General features: G+C 68.4%; 24 protein-coding genes. 15 read left to right on the plus strand and 9 right to left on the minus strand.

The features are described from left to right. On the plus strand, positions 1-310 hold a 310-nt coding region (locus tag L6Q21_RS10290; protein WP_237830669.1), incomplete at its 5' end, for a hypothetical protein. A gap of 196 nt (positions 311-506) precedes the next feature. Here the strand turns inward: L6Q21_RS10290 and L6Q21_RS10295 are convergent. Further along, positions 507-1,490, minus strand: a complete 984-nt coding sequence (locus L6Q21_RS10295; RefSeq protein ID WP_237830670.1) for a helix-turn-helix domain-containing protein — start codon at positions 1,488-1,490, stop codon at positions 507-509. A gap of 167 nt (positions 1,491-1,657) precedes the next feature. Between L6Q21_RS10295 and L6Q21_RS10300 the strand changes: the two genes are divergently transcribed. From L6Q21_RS10300 to L6Q21_RS10315, 4 genes are read left to right on the plus strand one after another with little or no spacing between them, the layout of a single operon-like run. Next, positions 1,658-2,344, plus strand: coding sequence for a TonB family protein (locus tag L6Q21_RS10300; protein ID WP_237830671.1), 687 nt, complete (start codon positions 1,658-1,660; stop codon positions 2,342-2,344). Further along, positions 2,341-3,087, plus strand: coding sequence for an STN domain-containing protein (locus L6Q21_RS10305; protein ID WP_237830672.1), 747 nt, complete (start codon positions 2,341-2,343; stop codon positions 3,085-3,087). Before L6Q21_RS10300 ends, L6Q21_RS10305 begins: the two co-directional genes overlap by 4 nt. Before the next feature lie 4 nt (positions 3,088-3,091). Continuing rightward, positions 3,092-3,637, plus strand: a complete 546-nt coding sequence (locus tag L6Q21_RS10310) for an RNA polymerase sigma factor (protein WP_237830673.1) — start codon at positions 3,092-3,094, stop codon at positions 3,635-3,637. A 45-nt stretch (positions 3,638-3,682) separates the two neighbouring features. Continuing rightward, positions 3,683-4,678, plus strand: coding sequence for a FecR family protein (locus L6Q21_RS10315; RefSeq protein ID WP_237830674.1), 996 nt, complete (start codon positions 3,683-3,685; stop codon positions 4,676-4,678). A 51-nt stretch (positions 4,679-4,729) separates the two neighbouring features. On the opposite strand, the gene L6Q21_RS10320 is transcribed toward L6Q21_RS10315, so the two are convergent. Beyond that, positions 4,730-5,191, minus strand: coding sequence for an Lrp/AsnC family transcriptional regulator (locus tag L6Q21_RS10320; RefSeq protein ID WP_237830675.1), 462 nt, complete (start codon positions 5,189-5,191; stop codon positions 4,730-4,732). A gap of 130 nt (positions 5,192-5,321) precedes the next feature. On the opposite strand from L6Q21_RS10320, the gene alr reads away from it, so the two are divergent. Genes alr through L6Q21_RS10335 form a run of 3 tightly spaced genes read left to right on the plus strand, consistent with a single transcriptional unit; the run spans position 5,322 to position 8,044 of the window. Continuing rightward, a complete protein-coding gene (alr, locus tag L6Q21_RS10325) occupies positions 5,322-6,425 on the plus strand; it encodes an alanine racemase (RefSeq protein WP_237830676.1) in 1,104 nt (367 codons plus the stop codon). A gap of 5 nt (positions 6,426-6,430) precedes the next feature. Next, positions 6,431-7,684: a D-amino acid dehydrogenase gene (locus tag L6Q21_RS10330; protein ID WP_237830677.1), complete on the plus strand. Its 1,254-nt coding sequence runs from the start codon at positions 6,431-6,433 to the stop codon at positions 7,682-7,684. Between the two features lie 12 nt (positions 7,685-7,696). Further along, positions 7,697-8,044: a RidA family protein gene (locus L6Q21_RS10335; protein ID WP_237830678.1), complete on the plus strand. Its 348-nt coding sequence runs from the start codon at positions 7,697-7,699 to the stop codon at positions 8,042-8,044. Between the two features lie 49 nt (positions 8,045-8,093). Here L6Q21_RS10335 and L6Q21_RS10340 read toward each other — a convergent pair whose 3' ends face one another. Both L6Q21_RS10340 and L6Q21_RS10345 read right to left on the minus strand, forming a co-directional pair. Continuing rightward, positions 8,094-9,293 carry a hypothetical protein gene (locus L6Q21_RS10340; RefSeq protein WP_237830679.1) on the minus strand — a complete coding sequence of 400 codons (1,200 nt, stop codon included), beginning with the start codon at positions 9,291-9,293 and terminating at the stop codon, positions 8,094-8,096. Between the two features lie 67 nt (positions 9,294-9,360). Then, complete coding sequence (locus L6Q21_RS10345) at positions 9,361-11,643, minus strand: TonB-dependent receptor (RefSeq protein ID WP_237830680.1); 2,283 nt, start codon at positions 11,641-11,643, stop codon at positions 9,361-9,363. 278 nt (positions 11,644-11,921) lie between these two features. Here L6Q21_RS10345 and L6Q21_RS10350 point away from each other — a divergent pair, with 278 nt between their 5' ends. The 5 genes from L6Q21_RS10350 (at position 11,922) to L6Q21_RS10370 (ending at position 17,113) form a co-directional block, all read left to right on the plus strand. After that, complete coding sequence (locus L6Q21_RS10350; RefSeq protein ID WP_237830681.1) at positions 11,922-12,617, plus strand: TetR/AcrR family transcriptional regulator; 696 nt, start codon at positions 11,922-11,924, stop codon at positions 12,615-12,617. Between the two features lie 71 nt (positions 12,618-12,688). After that, a complete protein-coding gene (locus L6Q21_RS10355; protein WP_237830682.1) occupies positions 12,689-13,969 on the plus strand; it encodes an aminotransferase class III-fold pyridoxal phosphate-dependent enzyme in 1,281 nt (426 codons plus the stop codon). Positions 13,970-13,980: 11 nt separating this feature from the next. Beyond that, positions 13,981-14,919, plus strand: a complete 939-nt coding sequence (locus L6Q21_RS10360; protein WP_237830683.1) for a carbohydrate kinase family protein — start codon at positions 13,981-13,983, stop codon at positions 14,917-14,919. Continuing rightward, the gene (locus tag L6Q21_RS10365) at positions 14,916-15,560 is read left to right on the plus strand and encodes a class II aldolase/adducin family protein (protein ID WP_237830684.1); all 645 of its coding nucleotides are present in this window, start codon (positions 14,916-14,918) and stop codon (positions 15,558-15,560) included. Before L6Q21_RS10360 ends, L6Q21_RS10365 begins: the two co-directional genes overlap by 4 nt. A gap of 14 nt (positions 15,561-15,574) precedes the next feature. Continuing rightward, entirely contained in the window at positions 15,575-17,113 is a 1,539-nt protein-coding gene (locus L6Q21_RS10370) for a N,N-dimethylformamidase beta subunit family domain-containing protein (RefSeq protein ID WP_237830685.1), read from the plus strand. 43 nt (positions 17,114-17,156) lie between these two features. Here L6Q21_RS10370 and L6Q21_RS10375 read toward each other — a convergent pair whose 3' ends face one another. The 5 genes from L6Q21_RS10375 to L6Q21_RS10395 all read right to left on the minus strand — a co-directional run bounded on the left by L6Q21_RS10375 (position 17,157) and on the right by L6Q21_RS10395 (position 23,288). After that, a complete protein-coding gene (locus tag L6Q21_RS10375) occupies positions 17,157-17,669 on the minus strand; it encodes a ClbS/DfsB family four-helix bundle protein (protein ID WP_237830686.1) in 513 nt (170 codons plus the stop codon). 4 nt (positions 17,670-17,673) lie between these two features. Beyond that, the gene (locus L6Q21_RS10380) at positions 17,674-19,557 is read right to left on the minus strand and encodes an AMP-binding protein (RefSeq protein ID WP_237830687.1); all 1,884 of its coding nucleotides are present in this window, start codon (positions 19,555-19,557) and stop codon (positions 17,674-17,676) included. Between the two features lie 42 nt (positions 19,558-19,599). Further along, the gene (locus L6Q21_RS10385) at positions 19,600-20,136 is read right to left on the minus strand and encodes a GNAT family N-acetyltransferase (protein WP_237830688.1); all 537 of its coding nucleotides are present in this window, start codon (positions 20,134-20,136) and stop codon (positions 19,600-19,602) included. A gap of 72 nt (positions 20,137-20,208) precedes the next feature. After that, a complete protein-coding gene (locus L6Q21_RS10390; RefSeq protein ID WP_237830689.1) occupies positions 20,209-21,879 on the minus strand; it encodes an MFS transporter in 1,671 nt (556 codons plus the stop codon). A 47-nt stretch (positions 21,880-21,926) separates the two neighbouring features. Further along, positions 21,927-23,288, minus strand: a complete 1,362-nt coding sequence (locus L6Q21_RS10395; RefSeq protein ID WP_237830690.1) for a porin — start codon at positions 23,286-23,288, stop codon at positions 21,927-21,929. Positions 23,289-23,470: 182 nt separating this feature from the next. Between L6Q21_RS10395 and acs the strand changes: the two genes are divergently transcribed. After that, positions 23,471-25,414 carry an acetate--CoA ligase gene (gene acs, locus L6Q21_RS10400; RefSeq protein ID WP_237830691.1) on the plus strand — a complete coding sequence of 648 codons (1,944 nt, stop codon included), beginning with the start codon at positions 23,471-23,473 and terminating at the stop codon, positions 25,412-25,414. Further along, positions 25,411-26,034 carry a response regulator transcription factor gene (locus L6Q21_RS10405; protein ID WP_237830692.1) on the plus strand — a complete coding sequence of 208 codons (624 nt, stop codon included), beginning with the start codon at positions 25,411-25,413 and terminating at the stop codon, positions 26,032-26,034. Before acs ends, L6Q21_RS10405 begins: the two co-directional genes overlap by 4 nt. Positions 26,035-26,076 lie beyond the last annotated feature (42 nt).

The raw sequence follows: 26,076 nt of genomic DNA on the forward strand, positions 1-26,076 counted from the left end.
TGCGCCCTGGGCGCAGGCCGGAACCGCGGACAGGCTCAACACCGCCAACGCCCCGCCGCTTGCCGCCAAGCGCCATAGATCTCTCTCGAACCTCAAAGCCCGTACCCCCTGCCGGCAAGGCCGTCACGGCGCGGGGCCGGACGGCATTCGGTCGCACACATCACAGGACAGACGCTGGAAGCAGAACGTTGCTGCGAACCTGCGCCCCGATGTCGGCGATGCTCTTGCGGCGGAAGATCAGAGTCGTTCAAGTCAATTCAGAACGATTTCAAATCATATTTGCCTTTTTGCCGGGTTTTTACAAACATAATGGCAATTTTGTTACAAATTTTCCGTCATTTTTTGTTGCAAAATTGAATCAATTGCGCGATGCAATCTGCGAAATATGAATCATGTATTATGCAATAAGGCAATTTTACTTGAAAACAGGAAATCAAATTGCAATCTATATTGTTGCAATTCATTGGAATCGGGGCGCTGCACATGAAGGTGCCTGTCGTTTCGCCTCACTCCCTCTGCCGCACGGCCCGCGCGCGCGTCTGGCTGGCGGACTCCGCGTAGCGACGCAGATAGGCGCGCGAGAAGCTCGGCGTGTCGGCGAAGCCCGCCGCGGCCGCCATCTCCGCGATCGTGCGGCTCTCCATGCCGCTTTCCAGCCGCTCCCGTGCCCAGTCGAGGCGCACCGAGCGGATATATTCCTTCACCGTCATGCCGAGGCAGGCCCGGAAGCCCTTGCGCAGGGTCCCGCCCGTCACCCCGACAGCGGCCGCGAGCTGTTCGGCGTCGCGCGCGATCCGATGATTCTCGCGCACCAGCCGCATGGCTTCGCTCACCGCGCGCACCGGCTGCAGGATCTCCGTCATCCCGCTCGCGGCGACATGCTCGGCAAGCCCCCGGTAGAAGGATGTGGCGACCGCCGTCATCGTCACGCCCTGCGGCGGCAGCCCGCTGCCGAAAAGCCCGATCATCACATCGGCCGCGCGCAGCAGGCGACGGTTTTCGGCCAGCGGCGGCAGCGCGGTCGCCAGCGCGGAGAGACGCCTGCCGTCACCCGACAGGGCGCTGGCCGCGGCGTTCAGAGGCTCGCGGTGGAAATGGATGGCCAGCACGTCCGTGCAGTCGCGCCAGGTCAGCCTGAAGCGGCCGGGCGCGGCGCAAAGCCAGGGCGTCCCCGCCGCGCAGGGCAATGTGCTGTCCGCATGTGCGATCTCGACCGTGCCGTCGAACGGCATCAGCAGCAGGGCACGCCCGCGCGGCACATGCAGTTCGCGCGCCATCTGCCCGGGCGCATGATGCAGATCGACGACCAGGTCGCCGACGTGAATCCGGTAGCGCGGCAGGCCGTGGCCGGCGACGCAGTCGAGAGCCCGGCCACGGGCGAGCGGCATCGGCTGCCCGTCCGCGGCGTGGGTCTGGCGGGGCGCCGGCAATTGCACGCCCGTCAGCACGCCCGCACCTGCATTCACTCTCACCAACGCGACGCCGTCCATCTTCCGCCTCCATATTCTGAAGGACCGGAATTCCCGGCGGGCGGCGCAGGACTTTTTTCACGCCCGCGTCTTTTGGCCGTTCCGCCGGCCGTGAGGCGGCGGCAAGCCGCGCTTCGGGCGATGACGCGAAGCTTTCACGAAACCGACGCATCAAGTCGCTGCTCGCCATGACATTCGCCGACCGTTCCTCTTATCCCGACCGGGGCCTGGGCCTGCTCTGCTCGCTTGCGATCCACGCAGCGCTGGGCCTTGCGCTGTTCGTCTGGCCGGCCGCCGGGCCGAACGGAAAACGCGCTGGCACAAAGGGCGGAGAGGCGGTGCTGATCGTGGAGCTGCTGCCGCTGCCGGAGAGCGGAACCGACCGGCTCGAGGACAAGAGCAGCACGGGGCCGATGGCGGCCGAGCCGCCGGGCCGCGCGCCTTCGGCCGAAGGCCGTCCGCCGCAGGCCGCCGGCCGGGATCACCCGCCCGCAGCGCAGGCGCCCAGGGGGGCGCGCGACAGCCGCGAAGCCAGCGCGTCCGGCGCCGCCGAGCCGGTCGGCGGCGCCTTGCAGATCCGCTCGGGCGCCGACGCCCAGCCCTTCCGCGCCCTGCTGCTGCGCCACATCGAACGCTTCCGGCGCTATCCGGACGAAGCCCGCGAAGCCGGCCTCGAAGGCACCGCCCGGATCCATTTCCTGATGAACCATCAGGGCCAGATTCTCGATATCTGGATCGAGATGAGCTCGGGGTCGCGGCTGCTCGACGAGGAAGCGATCGCCGCGGTGCTGCGCGCCCGGCCGCTGCCCCCGCCGCCCTCGAACTGGCCCTCCCCCATCGGCGTCACGCTGCCGATCGGATATGAGCTCAAATGACGGCGAGCGCCCTCCGGCCCGCCTTCGAGCGGGGCAGCCGCCCGCGCTGGCGCGCGGCGCTTGCCCTGCCCTTCGCGGCCGCGCTGCTGGCCTCCCCCGCGGCGGCGAATGACGATCCCGCGCCCTCGGCCGTCCACAGCTATCACATCCCAGTCCAGCCGCTGAACACCGCCCTGTCGCGCTTCGCCGAGACGAGCGGCGTCGACGTGCTGGTCGACGAGAGCGATGCCGCCGGACGGCGCTCCGCTCCCGTCGTCGGCGTCTTCGGCCCGCCGCAGGCGCTGCGCTCGATGCTCGACGGCACAGGACTGGTGGCGCGCTTCACCAGCCGCCGGTCGGCCGTCATCTCGCGCGCCGATCGCGTCGCCGCGGCCGATGAGGCGGCGCCGCCGGCCTATCGCGCGGGCAACGTCATCGTCCTCGACCGCATGGAGGTGCGCGCGACCCGGCTGATCGGCGCGCCCCGCCAGCTGATGAGCGGGCGGTTCATCGCCGACATGGCGAGCCAGATCCGCGACATCATGGTGACCGCCCGGGTCGTCGGCAAAGGCGCCGATTCCCGAATGCGCATCCAGACGCGGATCCGCCCCGACGGCACGCTCCACGACGTTCGGGTGGCGATCGCCAGCGCCGACCCCGCGCGCGATGCCCGGATCGTCGCCCTGCTCGAAGGCGCGCGCCTCGATCTCGCCCCGCCCGAGGGCATGCCGCAGCCGCTCAGGTTCGACGTGGCCGGCCGATGAAGCGATGATAGCCTCGACGCGCCAGAATCTGCGGCGGACGCTGGCCGAGCGGTATCGGCAGATCCGCGCCCGCCTCTCGCGGCGGCTCGGCTCTGACAGCCTCGCCGACGAGGCGCTGCACGAAACCTGGCTGCGGCTCGGCAAGGGCGGCGAGCTGGCGCCGGTCGCCAACGAGGAAGCCTATCTGATCCGGGTCGCCATGAACCTCGCAAGCGACCTGCGCATCGGCGAGGAACGGCACGCGCACACGGTCGAACTGGAGGAGATCGCCGGGCATGCCGACGAGGCGCCCGACGCGCACCGCGCCGCCGACGCGAAGCTGAAGGTGGAGAAGATCCTGGAGGCGCTGCAGGAACTGCCGCCGCGCCAGGCCGACATCTTCCTGGCCTGCTTCATGCACGGCGCCTCCACCGAGGACATGGCCGCCAGATATGGCGTAAGCCCGCGCACCGTCCAGACCGACCTGCGCGCCGCCGTCTTCCACTGCGCCCGGCGGCTCGGCCGAAAAGAGGTCTTCGCTGATCGCGGCTTCAAAGTGTCTAGGGAATAGGAGAAGCTTGCCAATGTACCGTTCGCCCTTCAGCGCCCCCAGCGGATGCGCCCGTTCGTGACACCGCGGACCGGCCTCGAACAGGATGTGGCGCCCCTGAAGCTGGAGGCGATGGACTGGGCCGCGCGCTTCGCGATCGGCCCGGTGACCGACGACGACCGGGCCGCGTTCGAGCGCTGGCGCCGATGCAGCCCCGCGCATGGCGAAGCCTATCGCGTCGCCGCCGGCTTTCTCGAGGAACTGCACGCGCTCGATCTGCCGTCCGCTCTGCCGGCGCGCGCCGGGTCCAACGACAATGGCGCGGCGCGCGCCGGCGATGGCCCGGCCATCGGCCGCCGCGCCTTTCTGCGCGGCGGCGCGGTCGCAGCCGGAGTTGCGGCCGGCGTGGTCGCGACGCAATCGCCGCTCGGCCTCTGGCCGACGCTCGGCGAGATGCTCGCCGACGAGCGCACCGGCCCCGGCGAGCGACGCAAGCTGTCGCCGATGGCGGGCGTCGATATCGAGATGAACGCCCGCTCCAGCCTCTCGCTGTCCGGCGCCGGGATGCGCCTCGTCTCCGGCGAGATCTTCGTTGCCGTCGACAAGCCGGACACGCCCTTGCGCGTACGGGCGAGGGACGCATCGGTCGTCGCCCGAAGCGCGCGGTTCAATGTGAACGCCCTCGACACCGAGCTTTGCGTCACCTGCCTCGAAGGCAGTCTGACCACCGCCCGGGACCAGCAGGACGTCAGGCTCGGCAGCGGTCAGGCGATCGCCTGGCGCCGCGACGGCGGCATGCGCCGGACCGACGCCGATCCCGAAACCGCCACCGCCTGGCGGCGCGGCCTCCTCGTCTTCAACGGCACCCCTCTCGCTTCCGCCGTTTCCGAGATCAACCGGCATTTTCCCGGGCGCCTCGTCCTGCGCGGCAGCGGCCTGGAGTCGCGAACGGTGACCGGAGTATTCCACGTCAACCAGATCGAGCTGGCCGTGGTGCAGATCCAGCAGCTTACCGGAGTCGGCGCCACCCGGCTTCCCGGAGGAGTCGTGCTGCTCGGATGAGCGCCATTCGGGAAGGCGGCGGAACGCCCGGCGGGGCAGGCCGGCCGGGCGTCACATGCCGTCGCGTCGCTGGCCCAGCGCGTCGCGCATGGCGAGACTGGAGTTGATCCGAGTCACCCCCGGCAGGCGGGAGAGGATTTCGCTGTGGATCAACTCGTAGCTGGCGGCGTCCTCCGCCTCCACCCGCAGCCAGTAATCGAACGAGCCGGCGATCAGGAAGCATTCCTTCACTTCGGGGCACGCCCGCACCGCCCGCTCGAAGCGGCCGAGATAATCCTCCGTCTGCCGCTCCAGCGTCACCTGCACCAGCATGTTCACGCGGCGCTCGCCCGCCCCGCCCCGGCCCAGCACCACCGTATAGCCGCGGATATGGCCGGCCTGTTCCAGCATGCGGATGCGCCGGTGGCAGGCAGAGGCCGACAGCCCCACCTGCTCGCCGATCTCCGCATGCGTCCGGCGGGCGTTGATCTGCAGCAGCCTTAGAATCGCGCGATCGCGGGAATCGATATCCATCGAACGATGTTCCATATTCTGAACATATCGCCCGATCTTATGTGCAATATGCAAGATCATTGCAAACAATGGCCGGATTTTCGAACCTGTTTCGAATATGGTCCAATGCGGGAAAGGAGGCGTCTCTTTGATGGTCGACGCTGTCGGGGCTGGCGGGATTCTCACGATCGATCTCGCGGCCCTTATCGAAAACTGGCGCCTGGTCGGCCGCACCGTCGCGCCGGCCGCGACCGGCGCGGTGGTGAAGGCCGACGCCTATGGGCTGGGGGCGAAAGCGGTCGCCCGGGCGCTGGCGCAAGCCGGATGCCGGCATTTCTTCGTGGCGCATCTGTGCGAGGCGGTGGACCTGCGCGAACCCCTGCCCGCGGCCTGTTCGCTCTATGTGCTCAACGGGCTGATGCCGGGGGCGGAAGCGCAATGCGCGCAGGCAGCGGCGGTGCCCGTCCTGAACTCGCTCGACCAGATCGACCGCTGGGCCGCCCATGCCGCGAACCTCGGCCGCAAGCTGCCCGCCATCCTGCAACTGGATAGCGGCATGTCGCGGATGGGGCTTTCCCCGGAGGAGCTGGCGGAACTGTCGGCGTCCCGCCAGCGGCTGGAGGGAATCGAGCTTCGCTATATCGCCAGCCATTTCGCCTGCGCCGACGAGCCTTCGAACCCGGCCAACGCCGCGCAGATCGCCCGCTTCGAGCAAATGTCCGCCGCTTTTCCCGAAGTGCCATGGACCTTCGACAATTCGGGCGGCGCGCTCGGCGGCAGGTCCGGCCATTTCGACCTCGTCCGCCCCGGGATCGCCCTTTACGGCGCCAACCCGCTGACGAACGGCCCGAATCCGATGCGCCCCGTTGTGCAGCTGGAGGCCCGCATCGTCCAGCTGCGCCGCATTCCGGCCGGCGCCGGCGTGGGCTATGGCCTCACTTTCACCGCCGGGCGCGAAACGCGCATCGCCACCGTCTCCATCGGCTATGCCGACGGCTGGCCCTGCCATCTCGGTAACCGGGGCGCGGCCTATATAGGCGGTGTCCGCGTGCCCATTGCCGGGCGCGTCTCGATGGACAGCCTGACGCTGGATGTGACCGACGTGCCCGAAGCGCATCTGTTCCCCGGTGCCCCGGTCGAGATGATCGGCCCCCATCAGACGCTGGAGGACGTGGCGAAGGACGCGGGCACCATTTCCTACGAAATCCTCACCCGGCTTGGGCGCCGCTACGCCCGCCGCCATCTCGGAGCCTGAAGGCCATGCGCGTCATCATTCTCGGCAGCGGCGTGATCGGGGTCACCTCCGCCTGGTATCTGGCGGACGCCGGCCATGAAGTGGTGGTGGTGGACCGCCAGCCCGGCCCGGCGCTGGAAACCAGCTTCGCCAACGCCGGCGAGATCTCGCCCGGCTACGCTTCCCCCTGGGCCGCCCCCAATGTGCCGCTGAAGGCGCTGCGCTGGATGTTCATGCAGCACGCGCCGCTCATCATCCGCCCCCGGCCGGACCTCGGCATGCTGCGCTGGACGCTCGCCATGCTGATGAACTGCACGCCCGCCGCCTACCGCATCAACAAGGAGCGGATGGTGCGGCTGGCGGAATACAGCCGCGACGAGCTGCGGGCGCTGCGGGCGGCAACCGGAATCCGCTACGACGAGCGGACGCAGGGCACGCTGCAGCTCTTCCGCAAGCAGAAGGACATGGACAAGCTCGGCGCCGACATGGAGGTGCTGCGCGCCGACGGCGTTCCCTTCGAACTGCTCGACCGCGCCGGCTGCATCGCCGCCGAACCGGGGCTGGCCGCCAGCGAGGCGCCCTTCGTCGGCGGCCTGCGGCTGCCGGACGACGAGACCGGCGACTGCTTCCTCTTCACCAGCCGGCTGGCGGAAATGGCGGCGGCCAGGGGCGTGCGCTTCGAATATGGCCGCACCGTCACCGGCCTATCCCACGCCGGCGGCCGGATAGAGCGGGTGGAGACGGCCGAAGGCCCGATCGCGGGCGACGCCTTCCTGGTGGCGATGGGCAGCTTTGCCCCCGCGCTGGTGGCGCCGCTTGGCATCCGCCTGCCCGTCTATCCGGTGAAGGGCTATTCCATTACCCTTCCCATCGTCGACGAGGCCCGCGCGCCCGTCTCCACCCTGCTCGACGAAAGCTACAAGGTGGCGATCACCCGGCTCGGCGGCCGAATCCGCGTCGGCGGCATGGCCGAGCTTTCCGGCTACCGCCGCGACCTGAACCCGGTGCGGCGGGAAACGCTGGAGCAATCGGTGCGGTCGCTCTTCCCCGGCGCCGGCGATTATGCCGAGCCCAATTTCTGGTGCGGGCTGCGGCCGATGACCCCGGACAGCACGCCCGTCATCGGCCCCACCCGCTACCCGAACCTGTTCCTGAACAACGGCCATGGCACATTGGGCTGGACGATGGCCTGCGGTTCGGGACATGTGATCGCCGACATCATCGGCGGCCGCGCCCCCGCGATCGCCGCCGACGACCTTTCGATCAACCGCTATCGCTGAAAGAGGACAAGCATGAGCATTACCCGCTTCGACCAGGGCCCCCGCATGAGCCAGGCCGTGGTGCATGGAGACACCGTCTACCTCGCCGGGCAGGTCGCCTCCCCGGGCGAAAGCGTGACCGTGCAGACCAAAGGCATCCTCGCCCAGATCGAAGCGCTGCTCGCCCGCACCGGCAGCAGCAAGCAGCATCTCCTGAGCGCCACCATCTGGCTTGCCGACATGGCCGACTTCGCGGAAATGAACGCCGTCTGGGACGGCTGGATCGCCGACGCCCCGGCCCCCGCGCGGGCCACGGGCGAAGCGAAGCTGGCGACGCCCGACTACAAGGTGGAAATCATCGTCATCGCCGCGAAGGCCTGAGCTTTTCCAACCGGCATCGAAAGGGCCGGCGCCTGCGCCGGCCCTTTTTTCATGCGTGGGAGATACGCGCGCCGCCCATCTTGCGGCGCGTCAGGAACAGCCCGGTGATCAGCAGCATCGTGCCGACGGCGAACAGCGCGCTCATCCGCAGCACCAGCACCCCGTCTCCACCGGCCGCCAGCGCCGACGCCACGATCGGCCCAAGCCCCGAGCCGATCAGCATCGCCGACGGCCCGAGCATCGCCGTGCGCCGCGTCGGGTCGTTCTCGATCGAGAAGGGGGTGAGGAACGGCGAGCTGAAGGTCCACAAGGCGCCGAAGCCCATTTCCATGGCGATGAACATCGTCGGCGCCGGCATCCGCGACATGCCCAGCATCAGCAGCACCAGCCCGCTCGCCGCCAGAATCAGCGCCGGGAACCAGCGCACGCGCGAGGACAGCAGGATGGCGATCGTCCCGCCGACGATCTGCGAGGCGAGCGAGGCCGGAGTGGCGAAGGCGATCTGCGCGTCCGTCAGCCCGGCCTGCCGGCCGACCGGCTCCATATAGACCCAGGCGCCGACGATGGCGGCCTGCAGCAACAGCGTCGCCGCCAGCACCGCCCAGCCGCGCAGCGGCGGCAGGCCGGAAACGGTCGGCTCCCTGGGCAGCGGCGCGAAGGCGCGCGGCAGAAGCGGCGTTACCGCGATCGCCACCAGCGACAGCAGGGAAATGGCGATGGGAACGCCGCCCACGGCGCCATGCGCCAGAAACGCGACCGTCGCCGCGACCGAGCTTTGCACCAGCGCCTGCGTCAGAAGCGAGGCGGCCGCCAGCGTCGCCGGGCGGGCGGAGCGGACGATGGTCGCCGTCATCACCCAGACCATGGCGCCGCCCGGCAGCCCTGCGAGCCCGCGCACCAGCGGCACCATGTCGCCGCTGACGCGCAGGGTCGCGAGGTTGGCGGCCGCCAGCAGCAGCGCCGCCAGCACCACCATCGGGCGCATGCGCGCACCCTTCATCAGCGCCCCGCCCAGCACCACGCCGATGCCCAGCGCCAGCAGCTCCAGCGTGGCGGCCTGGCCGATCTGCGCCATGTTGATCCGGCCCGCTTCCAGCAGCGCGCCGTAGAGGATCGGCTGAATGCCGGCGATCGTCACGCCGACGGTGCCAATCAGCATCGCAGCCGCCACCTGCGAAAGGGTGAAGGGCGAACCGCCCCAGCCGGTCGCGGCGGCATCTGTCGTGGGAAGGCTGTCCGCCTGATTCATTGCGTTTCCTTCGATCCAGCGGGCCTGAAAGGCATCCGGGGCGGGGTTTCCCCCGCCCCGGACAGGCTCAGAACTTCACATTCGCATAGACCCCGGCGCGCCTTGGCGCGCCAAAGCTCAGCGCGTCATAGCCCAGGCTTTCCAGCGCCGAGATGCCGCCCAGATAGCGCTTGTCGAACAGGTTCTTGGCAAACACGCCGGCCTCGAAGCCGCCGCCCGGCGAGCGCCAGCCGACCTGCGCATCCACCAGCGTCAGCGGCCCGGTGGAAACGCGCTGGCGCTCAGTGTTGTCGAAGAACACCCGGCTGCGCCAGTTGGCACTGCCGCTGAAGGTGATCGCCGAGCCGTTCGCCAGCTCCGCGTCGTAGGAAACGAAGCCGCTCAGCGTCCATTCCGGCGAATGCTGCAGCTTGTTGCCGGAATAATCCTCACCCGCCGACACGAAGTCGAGGATTCGGGTGTTGAGATAGCTGGCGGAGAAATTCACCGACAGGCCGCGCAGCGGGCTGCCCGCCACTTCCAGCTCGCCGCCCCAGGCGCGGGAGGAGGCGGCGTTCGTCAGCACCTGCATCGAAATGCCGTTGCGCACCTCCAGCGAATAGACCTGCTGGTTGGCGTAGTCGTAATAGAAGGCCGAGGCGTTGGCCCGCATCCGCCCGTCCATGAACTGGGTCTTTAGGCCCGCCTCATAGGCGTTCAGCGTTTCATTGTCGTAAGGCTCGAGCTGTTCGGGCAGCGTCGCCTGCCCGCCGAAGAAACCGCCCGACTTGTAGCCCCGGTTATAGCTCAGATAGCCGTTCACATCGGGCGAGAATTTGTAGGCGAGGATCGCCCGGCCCGACCAGTCGCTGAAGGTCTTCCGGTCCTGCTTCCGCAGCAGGACGATGGCACCGCCTTCGGCCTGGCTGGTGTAGTTGATGGCCTTGTCGTCGGCGGACCAGCGCAGCCCGCCCGTCACCGTGATCCGCTCCGTCACGTCATAGTCGAGCTGGCCGAAGAAGGCGTAGCTGTCCGTCTTCTGCGTGTAAGGCCAGCTGAACAGGGCGACGCTGTCCTCGACGCTGACGCCTGTCGGATTCTCCGGCGTGGTGAACAGCGGCCGCAGGTCGCGCAGCACGTCGTAGGAACTGTTGTCCCGCAGATGGTCGCGCATGTAATAGGCGCCCGCCACCCAGCGCGCCCGGCCATGGCCCTGCGACTGGAAGCGGATTTCCTGGCTGAACTGGCTCTGGCTGCTGTTGTAGCGCGATTCCAGCATCTGCAACGGGCTGCCGTCGGTGTTCTCGCGCGCGTCGCGCCAGGCGTCCTGATAGGCGGTCACCGAAATCACGTCGAAACCGGGCAAGCCGATGGTGGCGCTGAGCGACAGCGTCTTTACATCCACCTCGTCCTTGCCTTCCAGATTGGATTCCACCGAGAAGGGGTCGTCCGAGCTGTCGTAATAGCCCAGCGCGTCGCGGCAGCCGCCGTCGCGGAAATCGCCGGCGCACAGCCCGTCCGGGCCGGTCGGCGTGCCCGGCTGCGCGAACAGCCCACGGTGCTTCACCGGAACCGCGCTGCCGCGGTTGCGGAAGAAGCTGCCCTGCGCCAGGAACTCCACATCGTCGTCCGGGGTGAACAGAAGCTGGCCGCGCGCGGCGTAGCGATCCTGATAGCCGATGCGGTTTCCGGTCACGCGGTTCTTCGTGGTGCCATCGTCGCGGACATATTGCCCCGACACGCGGAAGGCCAGCCGGTCGGTGGCGATCGGCCCGGTGACGGCGGCGTTGAGAGTGAGGCTGTTGCGCTCGCCATATTCGGCCGACGCCTCGCCGCCGAACGCCTGCTGCGGGCGCTTGGTGATGACGTTGATGGCGCCGCCGGTGGTGTTGCGGCCGAACAGCGTGCCCTGCGGGCCGCGCAACACCTCGATTCGCTCGATGTCGTAGAAGCCGGCGAGCTGCGCCAGCGGCGAACCGACGTAAACGCCGTCGACATAGATGCCGACACCGCTCGACGAGCTCGGGTTGAAATCGGAAAGGCCGGCGCCCCGGATGAAGATCTTCGGGTTGGCGGCGGCGTCGGCGGCGGAAATGCGCAAGCCCGGGGCGACATTGTTCAGGTCGCGCACGTCGCTGATCCGCATGTCCTGCAACTGCTCGCCACCGAAGGCGGAAACCGAAACCGGCACGTCCTGCAACCGCTCTTCGCGGCGGTTCGCCGTCACGATGATGTCGACTCCGGCATCGTCGGCGCTGGTCGCGGCCAGCGCGGGATCGGGTGCGGCATCGGCGGTCTGCGCCCACGCCGGGGCGGAAGCGGCCAGCAGCGCGCCCAATGCGACGCCGCCATGGAAAATGCTCTTCATCATACTCCCTTTTCCTTTGCGCCCACGTTGCTCAACCAAGGGTCCATCCCTGTCCCCTCTCGAACCCTCCCCGTCGGCGTATTCAGATTTTCGTCATACGATAGCCATCGCAATCTTATATGCAAGACTAGCTTTTTTGATTCCCTCGCCGCCCCGGTTCGGGCAGGACACAGGCTGTCGACTTGGCGCGGCGGCTGGCCTTTGCAGCGCCCTTGTCCCTATATTGCGGGCACGGGCAGGGCTGGCGCAGGCCGCGCGCAGATGGGGGGAATGCAGCAAAGATGGCACGCCGGATCGCCCGCAACGCGGCCAAGGTGGAACCAGCGGTGGAACTGGAAACCAAGCTCGCCCCCTCCCAGGATCGGGCCAGGGTCACCTTCGAGCTGATCCTGGAAGTGACGGGCGAGCTGCTTTCGGAAGTGGGCGTCGAGCGCCTGTCCACCAACATGATCTGCGAGCGCGCCGGAATCACCCCTCCGGCGCTCTACCGCTATTTCCCGAACAAATATGCGATCCTGCGGGAAATCGGCCGCCGGCTGATGGAAGCGGAAGACGCCATCGTCTTCGACTGGCTGAAGGAGGGCAAGGGCGCCGTCGACGGGCCGCTGGAAGAAGCGGTGCGCCAGCGCGCCGAACTGCTGGCGCGGGTGCGGCAGGTGGCGCGTTCGCAACCCGGCGGCCTGTGGATCCTGCGTGCCATGGGGGCTTTGCCGGTGCTGCGCGAAGTGCGGGCCGAATCCGTGCGCGAAGTGGCCGGCGCCCTCTTCGAGCAGTTGCGGGTCAGCTACCCCGGGGCAGACGCCGAGCGGCTGCACGTCGCCACGCTCCTCTCCACCGCGCTGGGCTCGGCGGCGAACGAGATGGTGATCGACGAACCGCATCTCGAAAGCCGGATAACCGACGAAATGGCCCGTCTCACAACGCTTTACTACCGCGACCTGCTGTCGATCCCGAACGAAGGCTCCGATAAAGAATAGCCCCCACTACCGATTGACATTTGCCGGGGGCGACGATCCAATAGCAATCGCTATCAAATGGAGATTGCTGCATGGACAAGCCCATCGACGCCGGCCTGAAGGAACGGGCCGCCAAGGTCATTCCCAACGGCATGTATGGCCATGAGTCGACGCGCATCCTCCCCGACGGCTATCCGCAATTCTTCGAGAAGGGCGAAGGCGCCTACATCTGGGACGCCGACGGCAACCGCTATCTGGACTTCATGTGCGCCTATGGCCCGAACCTGCTGGGCTACCGCGACGGCCGGGTCGATGCCGCAGCCGCGCGCCAGGCGGCGCTGGGCGACACGCTGACCGGCCCCGCCCCGGTGATGGTGGAGCTGGCGGAAACCCTCGTCTCCATGGTCGATCACGCCGACTGGGCGATGTTCTGCAAGAACGGCACCGACGCGACGAGCATGGCGCTGATGGCCGCCCGCGCCCAGACCGGCCGCCGCACCATCCTGGTGGCCGAGGGGGCCTATCATGGCGCCGCCGCCTGGTGCACCCCCCTCCCCTCCGGCACCGTCGCCGAGGACCGCGCCTGGCAGCAACGCTACCGCTACAACGACATCGAAAGCCTGGAGGCAGCGGTCGCCGCCGCCGGAGACGATCTCGCCGCCATCTTCGCCAGCCCCTTCAAGCATGACGTGTTCGTCGACCAGGAACTGCCCGACCCCGCCTACGCCCGCCGCGCCCGCGAGCTGTGCGACGAAAAGGGCGCGATGCTGGTGATCGACGAGGTGCGCGCCGGCTTCCGCACCACCCGCGACTGCTCCTGGTCGCTGGTCGGCGTGAAGCCGGACCTCAGCTGCTGGGGCAAGTCGCTGGGGAACGGCCAGCCGCTCTCGGCGCTGCTGGGGGCCGACAGTTGCCGGCAGGGCGCCGGCTCCATCTACGTCACCGGCTCCTTCTGGTTCGCGGCCGTGCCGATGGCGGCGGCGCTGGAAACGATGCGGATCATCCGCGAAACCGACTATCTGGAACATATGGTGGCGCTCGGCGACCGCCTGCGCGCCGGCCTCGACGCGGCGGCCGGGGAACATGGCTTCCGGCTGCGGCAGAGCGGCCCTGTGCAGATGCCGCTCATCATGTTCGCCGACGACCCCGATGTGCGCTTCGGCTACGCCTGGGGGCAGGAGATGCTGGCGCGCGGCGTCTATGTGCACCCCTGGCACAACATGTTCCTCTGCGCGGCGATGACGGTCGCCGATATCGACTTCGCGCTGGCCGCCGCAAGCGAAGCCTTCGCCGCCATCGCCGCCCGGCGGGCAGAGATCCAGCCTTCCCCCGCCCTGCTTGCCATGGCCGCGGCCCAGGCCGGCCAGCACTGAGAGGCGCCTCGATGGAAAAGACCGATCTTCTGGCGGTCGGGTTGACCACGCTCGACATTTCGGTTCGCCCGGTGGAGGCTCTGCCGGCCGTGGACGAAGGCACGCTCGTCGAGAATATCACGCTCACGCCGGCCGGCACGGCCGCCGCTGCCGCCGCCGTCGGCGCGCGGCTGGGCCTGAAGGCGGCGCTCGCCTCGGCGGTCGGCAACGACCTGCAGGGCGAAGCGGTCCGCTCCGGCCTCGAGAAACTGGGCGTGGACACCAGCCTGCTGGCGACCGACCCCACCTTCCCCACCTCCACCACCCTGCTGCCCGTCCGCGCGGACGGGCAGCGCAGCACGCTGCACATGGTGGGCGCCAGCGTTCTCAGCCCCGTGCCGGAGGAGGCCTTCGCCCGCCTGCCGCACACGCGCGCCGTGCACTGGGGCGGCATCGGCTATCCCGGCCCGCAGGCGCGGGCGGTGGAATTCCTGCAACAGGCGAAAGCGAATGGCGCCTTCGTCACCTGCGACCTCATCTCGCCCTCCCCCTCGGCGATCGAGGAACTGGCGACGCTTCTGCCGCATGTCGACCTGTTCATGCCCAGCCTCGCCGAAGTGCAGGTGCTGACGGGAAGCGACGATCTCGAAGCCGCCGCCCGCCGCTTCATGGCGCTGGGCGCCGGCGGCTGCGCCTTCAAGCTGGGCCGCAGCGGCGCGACCCTGTTCACGCCGGGCGGGCAATGGCAGGCCCCGGCGTTCCGCATCGACCCGGTCGACACCACCAGTTGCGGCGACTCCTTCTGCGCCGGCTTCATCGCCGCCCGCCTGCGCGGCTTCGACGAGGCCGCCTGCCTGCGCTTCGCCGTCGCCGTTTCCGCCCGCGTGGCGCTGGGCCTCGGCACGCTGGGCGGGCTGGAGAGTTTCGACCAGACCCTCGCCTTCGCCGACAGCACGCCGGTGGTGCTGTGACGGGCGACGAAGCCGCCTTGCGCGAGGCGCTCGTCGCCACCATGCGCGCGCTTGACGCCAAAGGGCTGAACCGGGGCACGTCCGGCAATGTCTCCGCCCGCTGGGGCGACGGCATGCTGGTGACGCCAAGCGGCATAGTCCCCGACGAACTGACGCCCGGGCAGATGGTCCATGTCCTGCCCGACGGCAGCACGCCCGAGGGCAGCCACCGCCCGTCGAGCGAATGGCGGATGCACATGGGCATCTACCAGCGCCGCGCCGACGCCGGGGCCGTGGTGCATTGCCACGCGCGCCACGCCACCACCCTCGCCTGCGCCGGGAAGCCGATCCCCCCGCTGCACTATATGGTGGCGGTGTCGGGCGGCGCGAGCGTGCCGGTCGCCCCTTACGCCACCTTCGGCAGCGACGAACTGGCGCGCGAAGTGGTGTCCACGCTGGACGGCCGCCGCGCCTGCCTGATGGCGAACCACGGGCTGATCGCGCTCGGCCCCAGCCTCCGCCACGCGCTGGCCATCGCCGAGGAGGTGGAGGAACAGGCCGCCGTCTATTGGGGGACGCTGGCGATCGGCGGCCCCGTCCTTCTGAACGACGCGCAGATGGCGGACGTGCTCCAGGCCTTCGCACGCTACGGGCAACGCTGAAAGGAACGGCGCCGATGACCGCATTCTACACCAACCGCACCAGCGCCCGGCCCGGAGAGCGGGTGGCGCTCCACGCCTCTTCGCCGGCCGGCCCCTGCACGCTGGAAATCGCCCGCGTCGGCCGCAGCCGCGAAATCGTCCACACCATCGCCGGAATCGCCGTTGCCGACCACCCCACCCCGCTCCAGGCCGACCGCAACGGCTGCGGCTGGCCGGCGGCGGCGGAATTCGAAGTCGGCGACTGGCCGAGCGGCTATTACGACCTGCTGCTGACCGACAGCGCCGGCGCCCGCTGGCAGCATTTCCTCTGCGTCCGCCCGGCCACCGGCGCGCGCGGCGCAAAGGCGCTGCTGGTGCTCAACACCAACACCTATAATTCCTACAATTACTGGGGCGGCGCCTCCGCCTATTGCGACGTTGCCGCGCTGATGAGCGGCTCCAAGCCCCTGCCCGAAGCGATGCAGGGCGCTATCGGCGTGCTGTCCACCGAACGCCCCTACCCGCAGGCGATCGTCGCCGCGCCGGCCGACGCCCCCCGGCTGGTGAACATGCGCAAGCGCGGCTTTCAGGAACAGCCCTGGGCATCCGACACCGCCTGGGCCATCGCCCACCGCATGACGCCCTACGACGGCTCGGCCGGTTTCCTGCACAAATGGGAACATGCCTTCGCCGACTGGGCCGAGCGCGAGGGCATCGCCCTCGACTACGCCACCGACTACGACCTCGACGTGGAGGCGGACGCCCTCGACGGCTATGCGACGGTGGTCCTCGTCGGCCACAGCGAATATTGGACGGCGAACGAACGCGCGCGGCTGGAGCGCTTCGTGGATTCGGGCGGCGGCCTCGCCATCTTCTCGGGCAACACCGCCTTCTGGAAGGTGCGTTACGAGAACGACGGCCGCACCTACATCTGCCACAAGTGGAAGGGCTTCGAGGTGGACCCGGCGGCGGCGGAAGACCCCTCGCTCGGCACCCATCTCTGGTCGCACAAGGCCTTCGCCCGGCCGGAGGCGGAGATCACCGGCCTCACCTTCCTGCACGGCGGCTATCACCGGCTGGGCATGTGCGCGGCGCGGGGACAGGGCGGCTACACCATCTACCACGACCGCCACTGGGCGCTGGCCGGCACCGATCTCTTCTTCGGCGACGTGATCGGCGACGAGCTGCCGCTTCTGGGTTATGAGAATGACGGCTGCCGCTTCACCTTCGGCGACGACGGGCTGCCCAAGCCCGTCCCGACGCTGGGCGTGCCGGAAAATCTGGAGATCATCGCCATCGCCCCCTGCGCCTTCGGCGAAGACCCGGCCAACCCTTACAGCCCGATCATCCCGCCGGAAAATCTGCAGGCGATCGCCACCGACGTGTTCGGCGACCCGGCGCTGGCCAGCAACCCCGGCCTCATCCGCGGCCATGCGGTGATGGCCGCGTTCCGGCGCGGCAAGGGCGAGGTGTTCAACTGCGGCACCACCGAATGGGCGCATGCGCTGAAGGCGAACGACCCCTATGTCACCCGCATCACCCGCAACGTGCTGGAAAGGTTCGGCGCGATCTGAACCGGCCGGGCAAGTGGAAGGGGGCAAGTGGAAGACAGGGCGATCAGTCGCCTCCGCCCCCCTTCTTCCACGTGCGCAGCCGGCCACGGGCATTTTCATAAGGGGAGGAGGTGTTGAACTGGATCATCCGCCCCATCGTCCATTTCCCATACCAGGGGCGGCCATAGAGGTCGGCATCGCTGCGCGCTTCAACCGCGGCGACGATCCTCTGCTGCGCCTCCCGCAACCGCTCCAGCAGCAGCGGATAGGGCGTATCGGCGTGATCGGCGTAGAATTTCCGCGCCAGTAAACCGAGTTCATTCCATTTGAAGCCGGTCTCGGGAAAATCGACCGGCTGGCCGGCCGCATCCCGGTCGAGCCATTTCAGCACCAGTTCGTTCCAGCCCAGAAGATAGGCCAGAAGGTCGGCAACGCTCATCCGCGTGCCCTTGGCATGGCCTTCCAGATTCCGGTTACCAACCGCCTGTTCCGGCACGTCGGCCAGTTCGCGCAGCAGCTTCTCGAAACCGACGTCTATCGCCCTCAGAAGTTCGCCCTTGCTTTGCGGAACCGCCATGGCCTCAGGCGACGCTTTGCGCTGCTTCCGCCCCGAACAGCGCCCGATATTCGTCGAGCACGGCCGGGTCCTCGATGGTCGGCGGGGTTTCCACCTTCTCGCCATTGGCCAGCCGCCGGAGCGTCGCGCGCAGGATCTTGCCGGAACGGGTCTTGGGCAGCGCGCGCACCAGATGCACGTCCTTCAGCGCCGCCACCGGGCCTAGCTGGCCGCGCACCTCGGCGATGATGGCGCGCACCAGCGGCTCACCCGCTTCCGCGCCGCTCTTCACCACGGCAAACGCCATCGGGATCATCCCCTTCAGCGCGTCGTCGGCGCCGATCACCGCGCATTCCGCCACTTCCGGCCGGCTGGCGACGATCTGTTCCATCTGCCCGGTCGAAAGCCGATGCCCGGCGACGTTGATGATGTCGTCGGTGCGGCCCATGATGTGGATGAAGCCGTCGGTGTCGATATGGCCGGCGTCGCCGGTCTCATAATAGCCGGCGAAGGCGGAGAAGCATTTCTCGTAGCCGGCCGGATTGTTCCACAATGTGCGGTAGCAGCCCGGCGGCAGCGGCGCGCGGATGACGACATGACCCGTTTCCTCAGGCCCCACAGGCGCGCCGTCGTCGCCCAGCACATCGAAGCGATAGCCGGGCACCGGGAATCCGGCGCTTCCCGGCCGGCGGCGGCTGTCGCCGAGCGCGTGGCAACTGGCGATCGCAGGCCAGCCCAGTTCCGTCTGCCACCAATGGTCGATGACCGGCAGCCCGCTCTTTTCCCCGGCCCAGGCCAGCGTGTCGGGATCGGCGCGCTCGCCCGCCAGGAAGATCGCCTGCAAGTCGCCGAGGCCGATTTCCGCCAGCAGCTTCGCGTCCGGGTCTTCCTTGCGGATGGCGCGGATGGCGGTGGGCGCGGTGAAGAAGGTCTTCACGCCATGGCGGGCGATGGTGCGCCAGAAGGTGCCGGCGTCGGGCGTGCCGACCGGCTTGCCCTCGAACAACAGGGTCGTCGCCCCCACCAAGAGCGGCGCATAGACGATATAGCTGTGCCCCACGACCCAGCCCACGTCGGAGGCAGCCCAGAACACATCTCCCGCGCCGATGCCGTAGATGTTCGCCATGGACCAGGCGAGCGCCACCGCATGGCCGCCATTTTCCCGCACCACGCCCTTGGGGGTTCCGGTCGTGCCCGAGGTGTAGAGGATATAGAGCGGATCGGTCGCCGCCACATCGGTGCAGGGCGCCGGCGCCGTCGCCTCGAACCGCTCCGCCCAGTCGAGATCGCGCGCGCCCTGCATCGCTGCTTCCAGCATCGGCCGCTGCAACAGCAGCACATGCGCCACCTGGTGCTTCGCAAGCGCCAGCGCCGCATCCACCAGCGGCTTGTAGGCGACGGTCTTCGTCCCCTCGATCCCGCAGGAGGCGGTCAGCAGCAGCTTCGGCTGGGCGTCGTCGATCCGCTTCGCCAGTTCGGGCGCCGCGAAGCCACCGAACACCACCGAATGCACCGCCCCCAGCCGGGCGCAGGCCAGCATGGCGAAGACGGTTTCCGGGATCATCGGCATGTAGATGACGACCCGGTCGCCCTTCTCCACGCCCAGCGCCGCCAGCATCCCGGCCGTCCGCGCGACGGCCTCCTGCAATTCGGCGTAGCTGTAGCGGCGAACCGTGCCGGTCACCGGGCTGTCGTAGATGAGGGCGGCGCTGTCGCCGCGCCCCGCCGCCACATGCCGGTCGACGGCGTTGTGGCAGGTGTTGAGCGCGGCATCGGGAAACCAGCCGCGCGCCGCGTCATGGGCGGTCGCCGGGCGCACGGCCCAGTCGATCCCGGCGGCGGCGGCCAGCCAGAAGCCTTCGGGGTCGGCGATACTTTGGGCGTAGCGTTGCTGATAAGCCTCTGACATGTCGCCTCCCCTTCGCTTATCTGGCCGCCCGGCGGCGGAAAATCAGGCCTGCGCCTTTTCGAAAACCGCTTCCAGCACCACCAAAGTCGGATCGTCGGCCAGCGGCCGGGCCTTGAAGCCCATTTCCCGCTCCAGTTCGATGGCGCTGTGGTTGTCGCGGCTTTCGATCGAGATCAGCTTCTTCACCCCCCGGCGCCTGGCTTCGCCGGCGATGAACTCCAGCAGCGTCCAGCCGATTCCCCGGCCCTTCCTGTCCTCGCGGATGGAGATGGCGACCTCGCCGGTCTCCATCGCCTTGTCGCAGGCGAGCATCCCGGTCGCCACCGCTTCCCCGTCGGCGAAGGCGAGGAAGGATTCCGTCCGCCAATGGTCGACATGGGTGATCGGCTCCACCTGCGCGTCGCTCAGCTCCTCGCGCGCGGTCAGGAAGCGGAAGCGGCGATCCTCGGGCGAAACGGCGCGGAACAATTGCTTCACCAGGGCATCGTCGGCTTCGGTCGCGGGGCGCACCTCGAATTCCAGCCCGGTGCGGGTGACGAGGCGGACGGGGTGGTCGAGAGGGGCAGCTTCGGCAGACATCGCAAACACCTTTCCTTCACATGAAAGCCTCGCCGGCATGGGCCTTCCAGCCCATGCCGGCCATGATCAGGATCAATCGTCGATGCGGCGACGGAAGGTTTCCGGCAGCAGCACCACGCCCACCAGCACCGTCAGCGCCGCGACGATCACCGGATACCAGAGGCCGGAATAGATATTCCCGGTCGCCGCGACGATCGCGAAGGCGGTGGTCGGCAGGAAGCCGCCGAACCAGCCGTTGCCGATATGATAGGGCAACGACATGGAAGTGTAGCGGATGTGCGTCGGGAACAGTTCCACCAGCATCGCCGCGATCGGCCCGTAGACCGCCGTCACGTAAAGCACGAGGATGAACAGGATCGCCACCACCAGCGGCTTGTTGATCGCCGCCGGATCGGCCTTTTCCGGATAGCCGGCCGCCGCCAGCGCCGCCTTCACGTCGGACTGGAAGGCCTTGATGGCGTCGGCGCGCGCCTCGGCCGGAACGCCGGCCGGGTCGACCGCCGGGATCACCATGTCGCCCACATGGATGGTGGCGACGCTGCCGGGCGCGCCGGCGACATTGGTGTAGGAAATGCCGGCCTTCGCCAGGAAGGATTTGGCGATGTCGCAGCTCTTGCTGTCGAACCTGTTCTTGCCGATCGGGTCGAACTGCACCGAGCAATCGGCCGGATCGGCATGGACGGTGATCGGCGCCGCCTGAGAGGCCGCGTAAAGCGCGGGATTGGCGGCGTTCGAAAGGGCGCCGAACAGCGGGAAATAGGTCAGCGCGGCCAGCAGGCAGCCGGCGAGGATGATCGGCTTGCGGCCGATCTTGTCCGACAGCCAGCCGAAGATCACGAAGAAGGGCGTGGCCATCAGAAGCGCGATGGCGATCAGGATGTTGGTGGTGGCGCCATCCACCTTCATCACCTTCTCCAGGAAGAACAGCGCGTAGAACTGCCCCGTGTACCAGACGACCGCCTGCCCCGCGACGGCGCCGAACAGCGCGATCAGCACGACCTTCAGATTGTCCCAGTTGCCGAAGCTTTCCCTGATCGGCGACTTGGCGGTTTTCCCCTCTTCCTTCATCTTCTGATAGACCGGGCTTTCCGCCAACTGCATGCGGATCCACAGCGAGACGCCCAGCAGCGCCGCCGAGACCAGGAACGGAATCCGCCAGCCCCAGTCGGCGAAGGCTTCCTCGCCCACGACCAGCCGCACGCCGATCACCACCAGCAGGGCGGCGAACAGGCCGAGCGTCGCCGTCGTCTGGATGAAGCTGGTGAAAAGCCCGCGCCTCCCCTCCGGCGCATGTTCGGCGACATAGGTGGCGGCCCCGCCATATTCGCCGCCCAGCGCCAGCCCCTGCAGAAGCCGCAGGAACACCAGCATGATCGGCGCCGCCACCCCGATCGCGGCATAGCTCGGCAGCAGCCCGACGGAGAAGGTGGCGACGCCCATCAGCCCCATCGTCACCAGAAAGGTGTATTTCCGGCCGACGAGGTCGCCCAGATGCCCGAACACCAGCGCCCCGAACGGCCTGACGGCGAAGCCGGCGGCAAAGGCGGCCAGCGCCAGAATGAAGCCGGTCGTCTCGTTGACACCGGAGAAGAACTGCTGGGTGATCACCACCGCCAGCAGCCCGTAAAGGTAGAAGTCATACCATTCGAAGATGGTGCCGAGCGAGGAGGCGAGGATCACCTTGCGCTCCTTGCGGCTCATGGCGCGCCGGTCTTCGGCGGCGCTGTCGTAGGTGGTTGCCATTGTCCAGTCTCTCCCCAAGGCGGAAATGTTGCGCGATATGGATGAAGTCAGAAGCTGTATTTCGCGGCGAACTCCAGCCGGTCGAGCGTGCCGCTGGCGCCATCCACCAGCCGCCGCTCGCCGTGGCGAAGCTCGACCCCCAGGTCGAGCGCCTTCACCGGCGAATAGAAGAGATTCCCCGCGACCGACCAGGCCCGCTTGTTGAAGCCGGAAATGCCGGCGAGACCATCCTCGTAGGCGACGTTCAGATAGCTGCCCATCAAGGTCGTCCGCAGCCCCGGCGCCAGCGAAATCTTCACCGCGGCAAGCCCGGCGAAGATCTCCGGCGTGGAAAGCCGGCCGGTCGCCGGGTCCGTCAGCGCGTCCGCCGCGAAGTTGAGCCCGACATAGCGGCCGATGCCGCTGCCATAGGTCGCCATCAGCCGCAGATCATGCTGCTTGCCGCCGCCGAACAGCAGCTTGCCCGCGCCGCTGAAACCCCAGCCGGCCGCCTGGCCGGACTGGGCGCCATTCTCCACCGACAATTGCCGCACGATGCCGGCAAGCGACGCCTCGCCCCAGCCGCCAGACGCCACCAGCCGCGCCGCGAAATCCGGCAGCCGGTCGTCGTCATTCTCCACCAGCGCCGGCGAGCCCAGCGTCGAGGACGCCGTCTCGGCGTTTTCCGCCGAGGCGTGCAGCACCAGCCCCTTGCCCAGCGGCAGGCTCAGCCGCACCAGCGGCTGGCGGGCGAACACCGTGCCTTCGGTCGGGCCGACATAATCGGTCGATTCCGGCAACACCGCCACATTCTGGAAGGTGGTCCAGTCCTGCCCGATCGTCAGCTTGTCGAACTGCACGAAGGCCCGGCGCAGCGCCAGGGTATAGCCGTTCGAAACCCGCTCATTGCCCTGCGCGCCCGGCGAGGTCTGGAAGTCGGTCTCCACATAGCCTTTCAGCACATGGCCCGCGACATCGGTGCCGATGTTCAGCCAGAGCCGGGTCTGCTTGGCGGAGAAATCGCTGTCGGTCGATTCCGCCTCACCGCCCACGGGAATGGCGGACGGCAGGTAGAAGTCCCGCCCGAGGCTGTTGCTGGCGACGACGCCGTCGCCCCAGCGGCTGAAGCTGGCGACGGTCTTCACATAGCCGCCGATATTGATGCTGGAAGCGCCGGAGCGGAAACCCTTCGCCTCCGCCGCCGGGGCGGCCACCGCCACCGGCTCCGCGGGCAGCGCTGCCGGAGCCGATGCTGCGGCATTTGCTGCGCGATAGCCCTCCAGTTCCGCCCGCAGATCGCCGACGGCCGCTTCCAGCTGCTTTAGCCGCGCTTCCAGCTCCGCCTCGCGCGGCGTCTGCGCCATGGCGGCCGCTGGCACGAAGGCGGCAAGGGCTGCGCCGAGGCGCAGCATGGCTCGGATACTCCCCATGGTTCCTCTCCCCTGTCCGGCCCGCTTTTCGCGGATCGCGGCTCGGTCCGTGCAATATTCGTCGGGAAGCGGCAGGCCCGGAAGCCAGACCATGGTCTTAGGGCTACGACCTTCGTCCAATTGGCGCCGCGCCGTCCGGCCGATACCCTCACCGGAAAAATGCAACCCTGGGGAGAGGGCATATGAACCAGACCATCTATCCGGTGCCAGCCGCCTGGGCGCAGACCGCGCTGATCGACGCCGACGCCTATAAAAGCTGCTACGCCCGTTCGCTCGCCGACCCGGAAGGGTTCTGGCGCGAGGAAGCTCGCCGGCTGGACTGGCTGAAGCCCTTCTCGCAGGTGAAGAACTGCTCCTTCGACGAGGCGGATTTCCGCATCCGCTGGTTCGAGGACGGGGCGCTGAACGTCGCCGCCAACTGCCTCGACCGGCATCTCGCCGAGCGCGGCGACACCACCGCCATCCTCTGGGAGCCGGACGAGCCGGGCGAGGAAGGCCGCCGCATCAGCTACCGCGAGCTGCACGCCGAAGTCTGCCGCTTCGCCAATGTGCTGAAGGCGAACGGCGCGCAGAAGGGCAGCCGCGTCACCCTCTATCTGCCGATGATCCCGGAAGCCGCCGTCGCCATGCTGGCCTGCGCCCGGATCGGCGCCATCCACTCCATCGTCTTCGCCGGCTTCTCGCCGGAGGCGCTCGCCGGCCGCATCCAGGATTGCGACAGCACGATCGTCGTCACCGCCGACGAGGGGCTTCGCGGCGGCAAGCGCGTGCCGCTGAAGGCCAATGTCGACGCGGCGCTCAGCCACTGCAATTCCGTGCAGAAGGTCGTCGTGGTCCGCCGCACCGGCGCCGACGTGCCGATGCTGCAAGGCCGCGACCTCTGGTGGCACGCCGAAACCGCCGCGGCCCCGGCCGACTGCCCGGCGGAAGCGATGAACGCCGAGGATCCGCTGTTCATCCTCTACACCTCCGGCTCCACCGGCAAGCCCAAGGGCGTGCTGCACACGTCCGGCGGCTATCTTCTCTGGGCGGCGATGACGCACCGCTATGTCTTCGATTACCGCCCGGGACAGGTCTATTGGTGCGCCGCCGACGTCGGCTGGGTCACCGGCCACAGCTATGTCGTCTATGGCCCGCTGGCGAACGGCGCGACGACGCTGATGTTCGAAGGAGTCCCCAGCTATCCGGACGCCAGCCGCTTCTGGCAGGTGGTGGACAAATATGGCGTGGAGATCTTCTACGCCGCCCCCACCGCGCTCCGGGCGCTGATGCGCGAAGGCGACGACTGGGTGAAGAAAACCAGCCGCTCCACGCTGCGCGTCCTCGGCTCGGTCGGCGAACCGATCAACCCGGAAGCCTGGGAGTGGTTCTACCATGTGGTGGGCGAAGGCCGCTGCCCCATCGTCGACACCTGGTGGCAGACGGAAACCGGCGGCGCGATGATCACGCCGCTCCCCGGCGCCACGCCGCTGAAGCCCGGTTCCGCCACCCGGCCGATGTTCGGCGTGAAGCCGGAACTGCTCGACAACGACGGCAGGCTGCTGGAAGGCGAGGCCGAGGGCTGCCTCGTCATCGCCGACAGCTGGCCGGGGCAGATGCGCACCGTCTGGAACGACCATGAGCGCTTCTTCCAGACCTATTTCAGCACCTTCCCCGGCAAATATTTCACCGGCGACGGCTGCCGCCGCGACTCCGACGGCTATTACTGGATCACCGGCCGCATCGACGATGTGATCAACGTCTCGGGCCACCGCATGGGCACCGCCGAAGTGGAAAGCGCCCTAGTCGCCCATGCCAAGGTGGCGGAAGCCGCCGTCGTCGGCATGCCGCATTCGCTGAAGGGCCAGGGCATCTACGCCTATGTGACCCTGAACGCCGAAGTGGAGCCCAGCGACGCCCTGCGCCGCGAGCTGATCCAGTGGGTCCGCCACGAGATCGGCCCCATCGCCACGCCGGACGTGATCCAGTTCGCGCCCGACCTGCCCAAGACCCGCTCCGGCAAGATCATGCGGCGGATTCTCAGGAAGATTGCAGAGGGCGATGTCTCCAATCTGGGCGACACTTCCACGCTGGCCGATCCATCGGTGGTGGACAATCTGGTGGAGCATCGTTCAATTGCGGCATGAGCCGCTCGATTCTGATCGCGGACGATCATCCGCTGTTCCGGCAGGCGATCGCCATGGCCGCTGCGAAAGTGGCGCCTGACGCCCGCCTGCTGGAAGCCGGAACGCTGGCGCGCGCGGCGGAAGCCGCCGCCGCCGGCGACGACCTCGCCCTCATCCTGCTCGACCTGAAGATGCCCGGCGCCAGCGGCTATTCCGGAGTCGCGCTGCTCCACGCCGAGCGCCCCGGCGTGCCGATCCTGGTGATCTCCAGCGCCGAAGGCGCCGAAGTCGCCCGCGAGGCCCGCGCCTTCGGCGCCGTCGGCTTCATCGGCAAGGGCCGCGACCTCGGCGAGATCGAGGACGCCATCGCCCGCGCCCTTGCCGGCCAGCGCCTGGCCGAACGCGGCGACCCGGAAGTGGAAGCCGTCGCCGAAACCGTCGCCGGCCTGACTCCGACGCAACTGAAAGTGCTGCTCGGCCTGCTGGAGGGCCGCCTCAACAAGCAGATCGCCCACGATCTCGGAATCACCGAAGCCACGGTGAAGGCGCATGTAACGGCAATCCTGAAGAAGCTCGACGTCCGCAACCGCACACAGGCGGTGCTGGCAGCGCGAGCCCTGGGGCTGGGCGTCAAGCACTAGGCGCCGGCTTCGCCCCCCGTCGCCGGACGGCGACAAAGAGAA

Source organism: Sandaracinobacteroides sayramensis, assembly GCF_022014495.1.
In the GTDB taxonomy this organism is placed as follows: Bacteria; Pseudomonadota; Alphaproteobacteria; order Sphingomonadales; family Sphingomonadaceae; genus Sandaracinobacteroides; species Sandaracinobacteroides sayramense.

Coding starts and splice junctions, on each gene's coding strand:
- L6Q21_RS10380 (WP_237830687.1), bottom strand. CDS start 19,557: ATGTCAGAGGCTTATCAGCAACGCTACGCCCAAAGTATCGCCGACCCC.
- L6Q21_RS10360 (WP_237830683.1), top strand. CDS start 13,981: ATGGAAAAGACCGATCTTCTGGCGGTCGGGTTGACCACGCTCGACATT.
- L6Q21_RS10385 (WP_237830688.1), bottom strand. CDS start 20,136: ATGTCTGCCGAAGCTGCCCCTCTCGACCACCCCGTCCGCCTCGTCACC.
- L6Q21_RS10320 (WP_237830675.1), bottom strand. CDS start 5,191: ATGGATATCGATTCCCGCGATCGCGCGATTCTAAGGCTGCTGCAGATC.
- L6Q21_RS10305 (WP_237830672.1), top strand. CDS start 2,341: ATGACGGCGAGCGCCCTCCGGCCCGCCTTCGAGCGGGGCAGCCGCCCG.
- L6Q21_RS10295 (WP_237830670.1), bottom strand. CDS start 1,490: ATGGACGGCGTCGCGTTGGTGAGAGTGAATGCAGGTGCGGGCGTGCTG.
- L6Q21_RS10370 (WP_237830685.1), top strand. CDS start 15,575: ATGACCGCATTCTACACCAACCGCACCAGCGCCCGGCCCGGAGAGCGG.
- L6Q21_RS10315 (WP_237830674.1), top strand. CDS start 3,683: ATGCGCCCGTTCGTGACACCGCGGACCGGCCTCGAACAGGATGTGGCG.
- L6Q21_RS10375 (WP_237830686.1), bottom strand. CDS start 17,669: ATGGCGGTTCCGCAAAGCAAGGGCGAACTTCTGAGGGCGATAGACGTC.
- L6Q21_RS10355 (WP_237830682.1), top strand. CDS start 12,689: ATGGACAAGCCCATCGACGCCGGCCTGAAGGAACGGGCCGCCAAGGTC.
- acs (WP_237830691.1), top strand. CDS start 23,471: ATGAACCAGACCATCTATCCGGTGCCAGCCGCCTGGGCGCAGACCGCG.
- L6Q21_RS10345 (WP_237830680.1), bottom strand. CDS start 11,643: ATGATGAAGAGCATTTTCCATGGCGGCGTCGCATTGGGCGCGCTGCTG.
- L6Q21_RS10405 (WP_237830692.1), top strand. CDS start 25,411: ATGAGCCGCTCGATTCTGATCGCGGACGATCATCCGCTGTTCCGGCAG.
- L6Q21_RS10300 (WP_237830671.1), top strand. CDS start 1,658: ATGACATTCGCCGACCGTTCCTCTTATCCCGACCGGGGCCTGGGCCTG.
- L6Q21_RS10340 (WP_237830679.1), bottom strand. CDS start 9,293: ATGAATCAGGCGGACAGCCTTCCCACGACAGATGCCGCCGCGACCGGC.
- L6Q21_RS10335 (WP_237830678.1), top strand. CDS start 7,697: ATGAGCATTACCCGCTTCGACCAGGGCCCCCGCATGAGCCAGGCCGTG.
- L6Q21_RS10330 (WP_237830677.1), top strand. CDS start 6,431: ATGCGCGTCATCATTCTCGGCAGCGGCGTGATCGGGGTCACCTCCGCC.
- L6Q21_RS10395 (WP_237830690.1), bottom strand. CDS start 23,288: ATGGGGAGTATCCGAGCCATGCTGCGCCTCGGCGCAGCCCTTGCCGCC.
- L6Q21_RS10350 (WP_237830681.1), top strand. CDS start 11,922: ATGGCACGCCGGATCGCCCGCAACGCGGCCAAGGTGGAACCAGCGGTG.
- L6Q21_RS10310 (WP_237830673.1), top strand. CDS start 3,092: ATGATAGCCTCGACGCGCCAGAATCTGCGGCGGACGCTGGCCGAGCGG.
- L6Q21_RS10390 (WP_237830689.1), bottom strand. CDS start 21,879: ATGGCAACCACCTACGACAGCGCCGCCGAAGACCGGCGCGCCATGAGC.
- alr (WP_237830676.1), top strand. CDS start 5,322: ATGGTCGACGCTGTCGGGGCTGGCGGGATTCTCACGATCGATCTCGCG.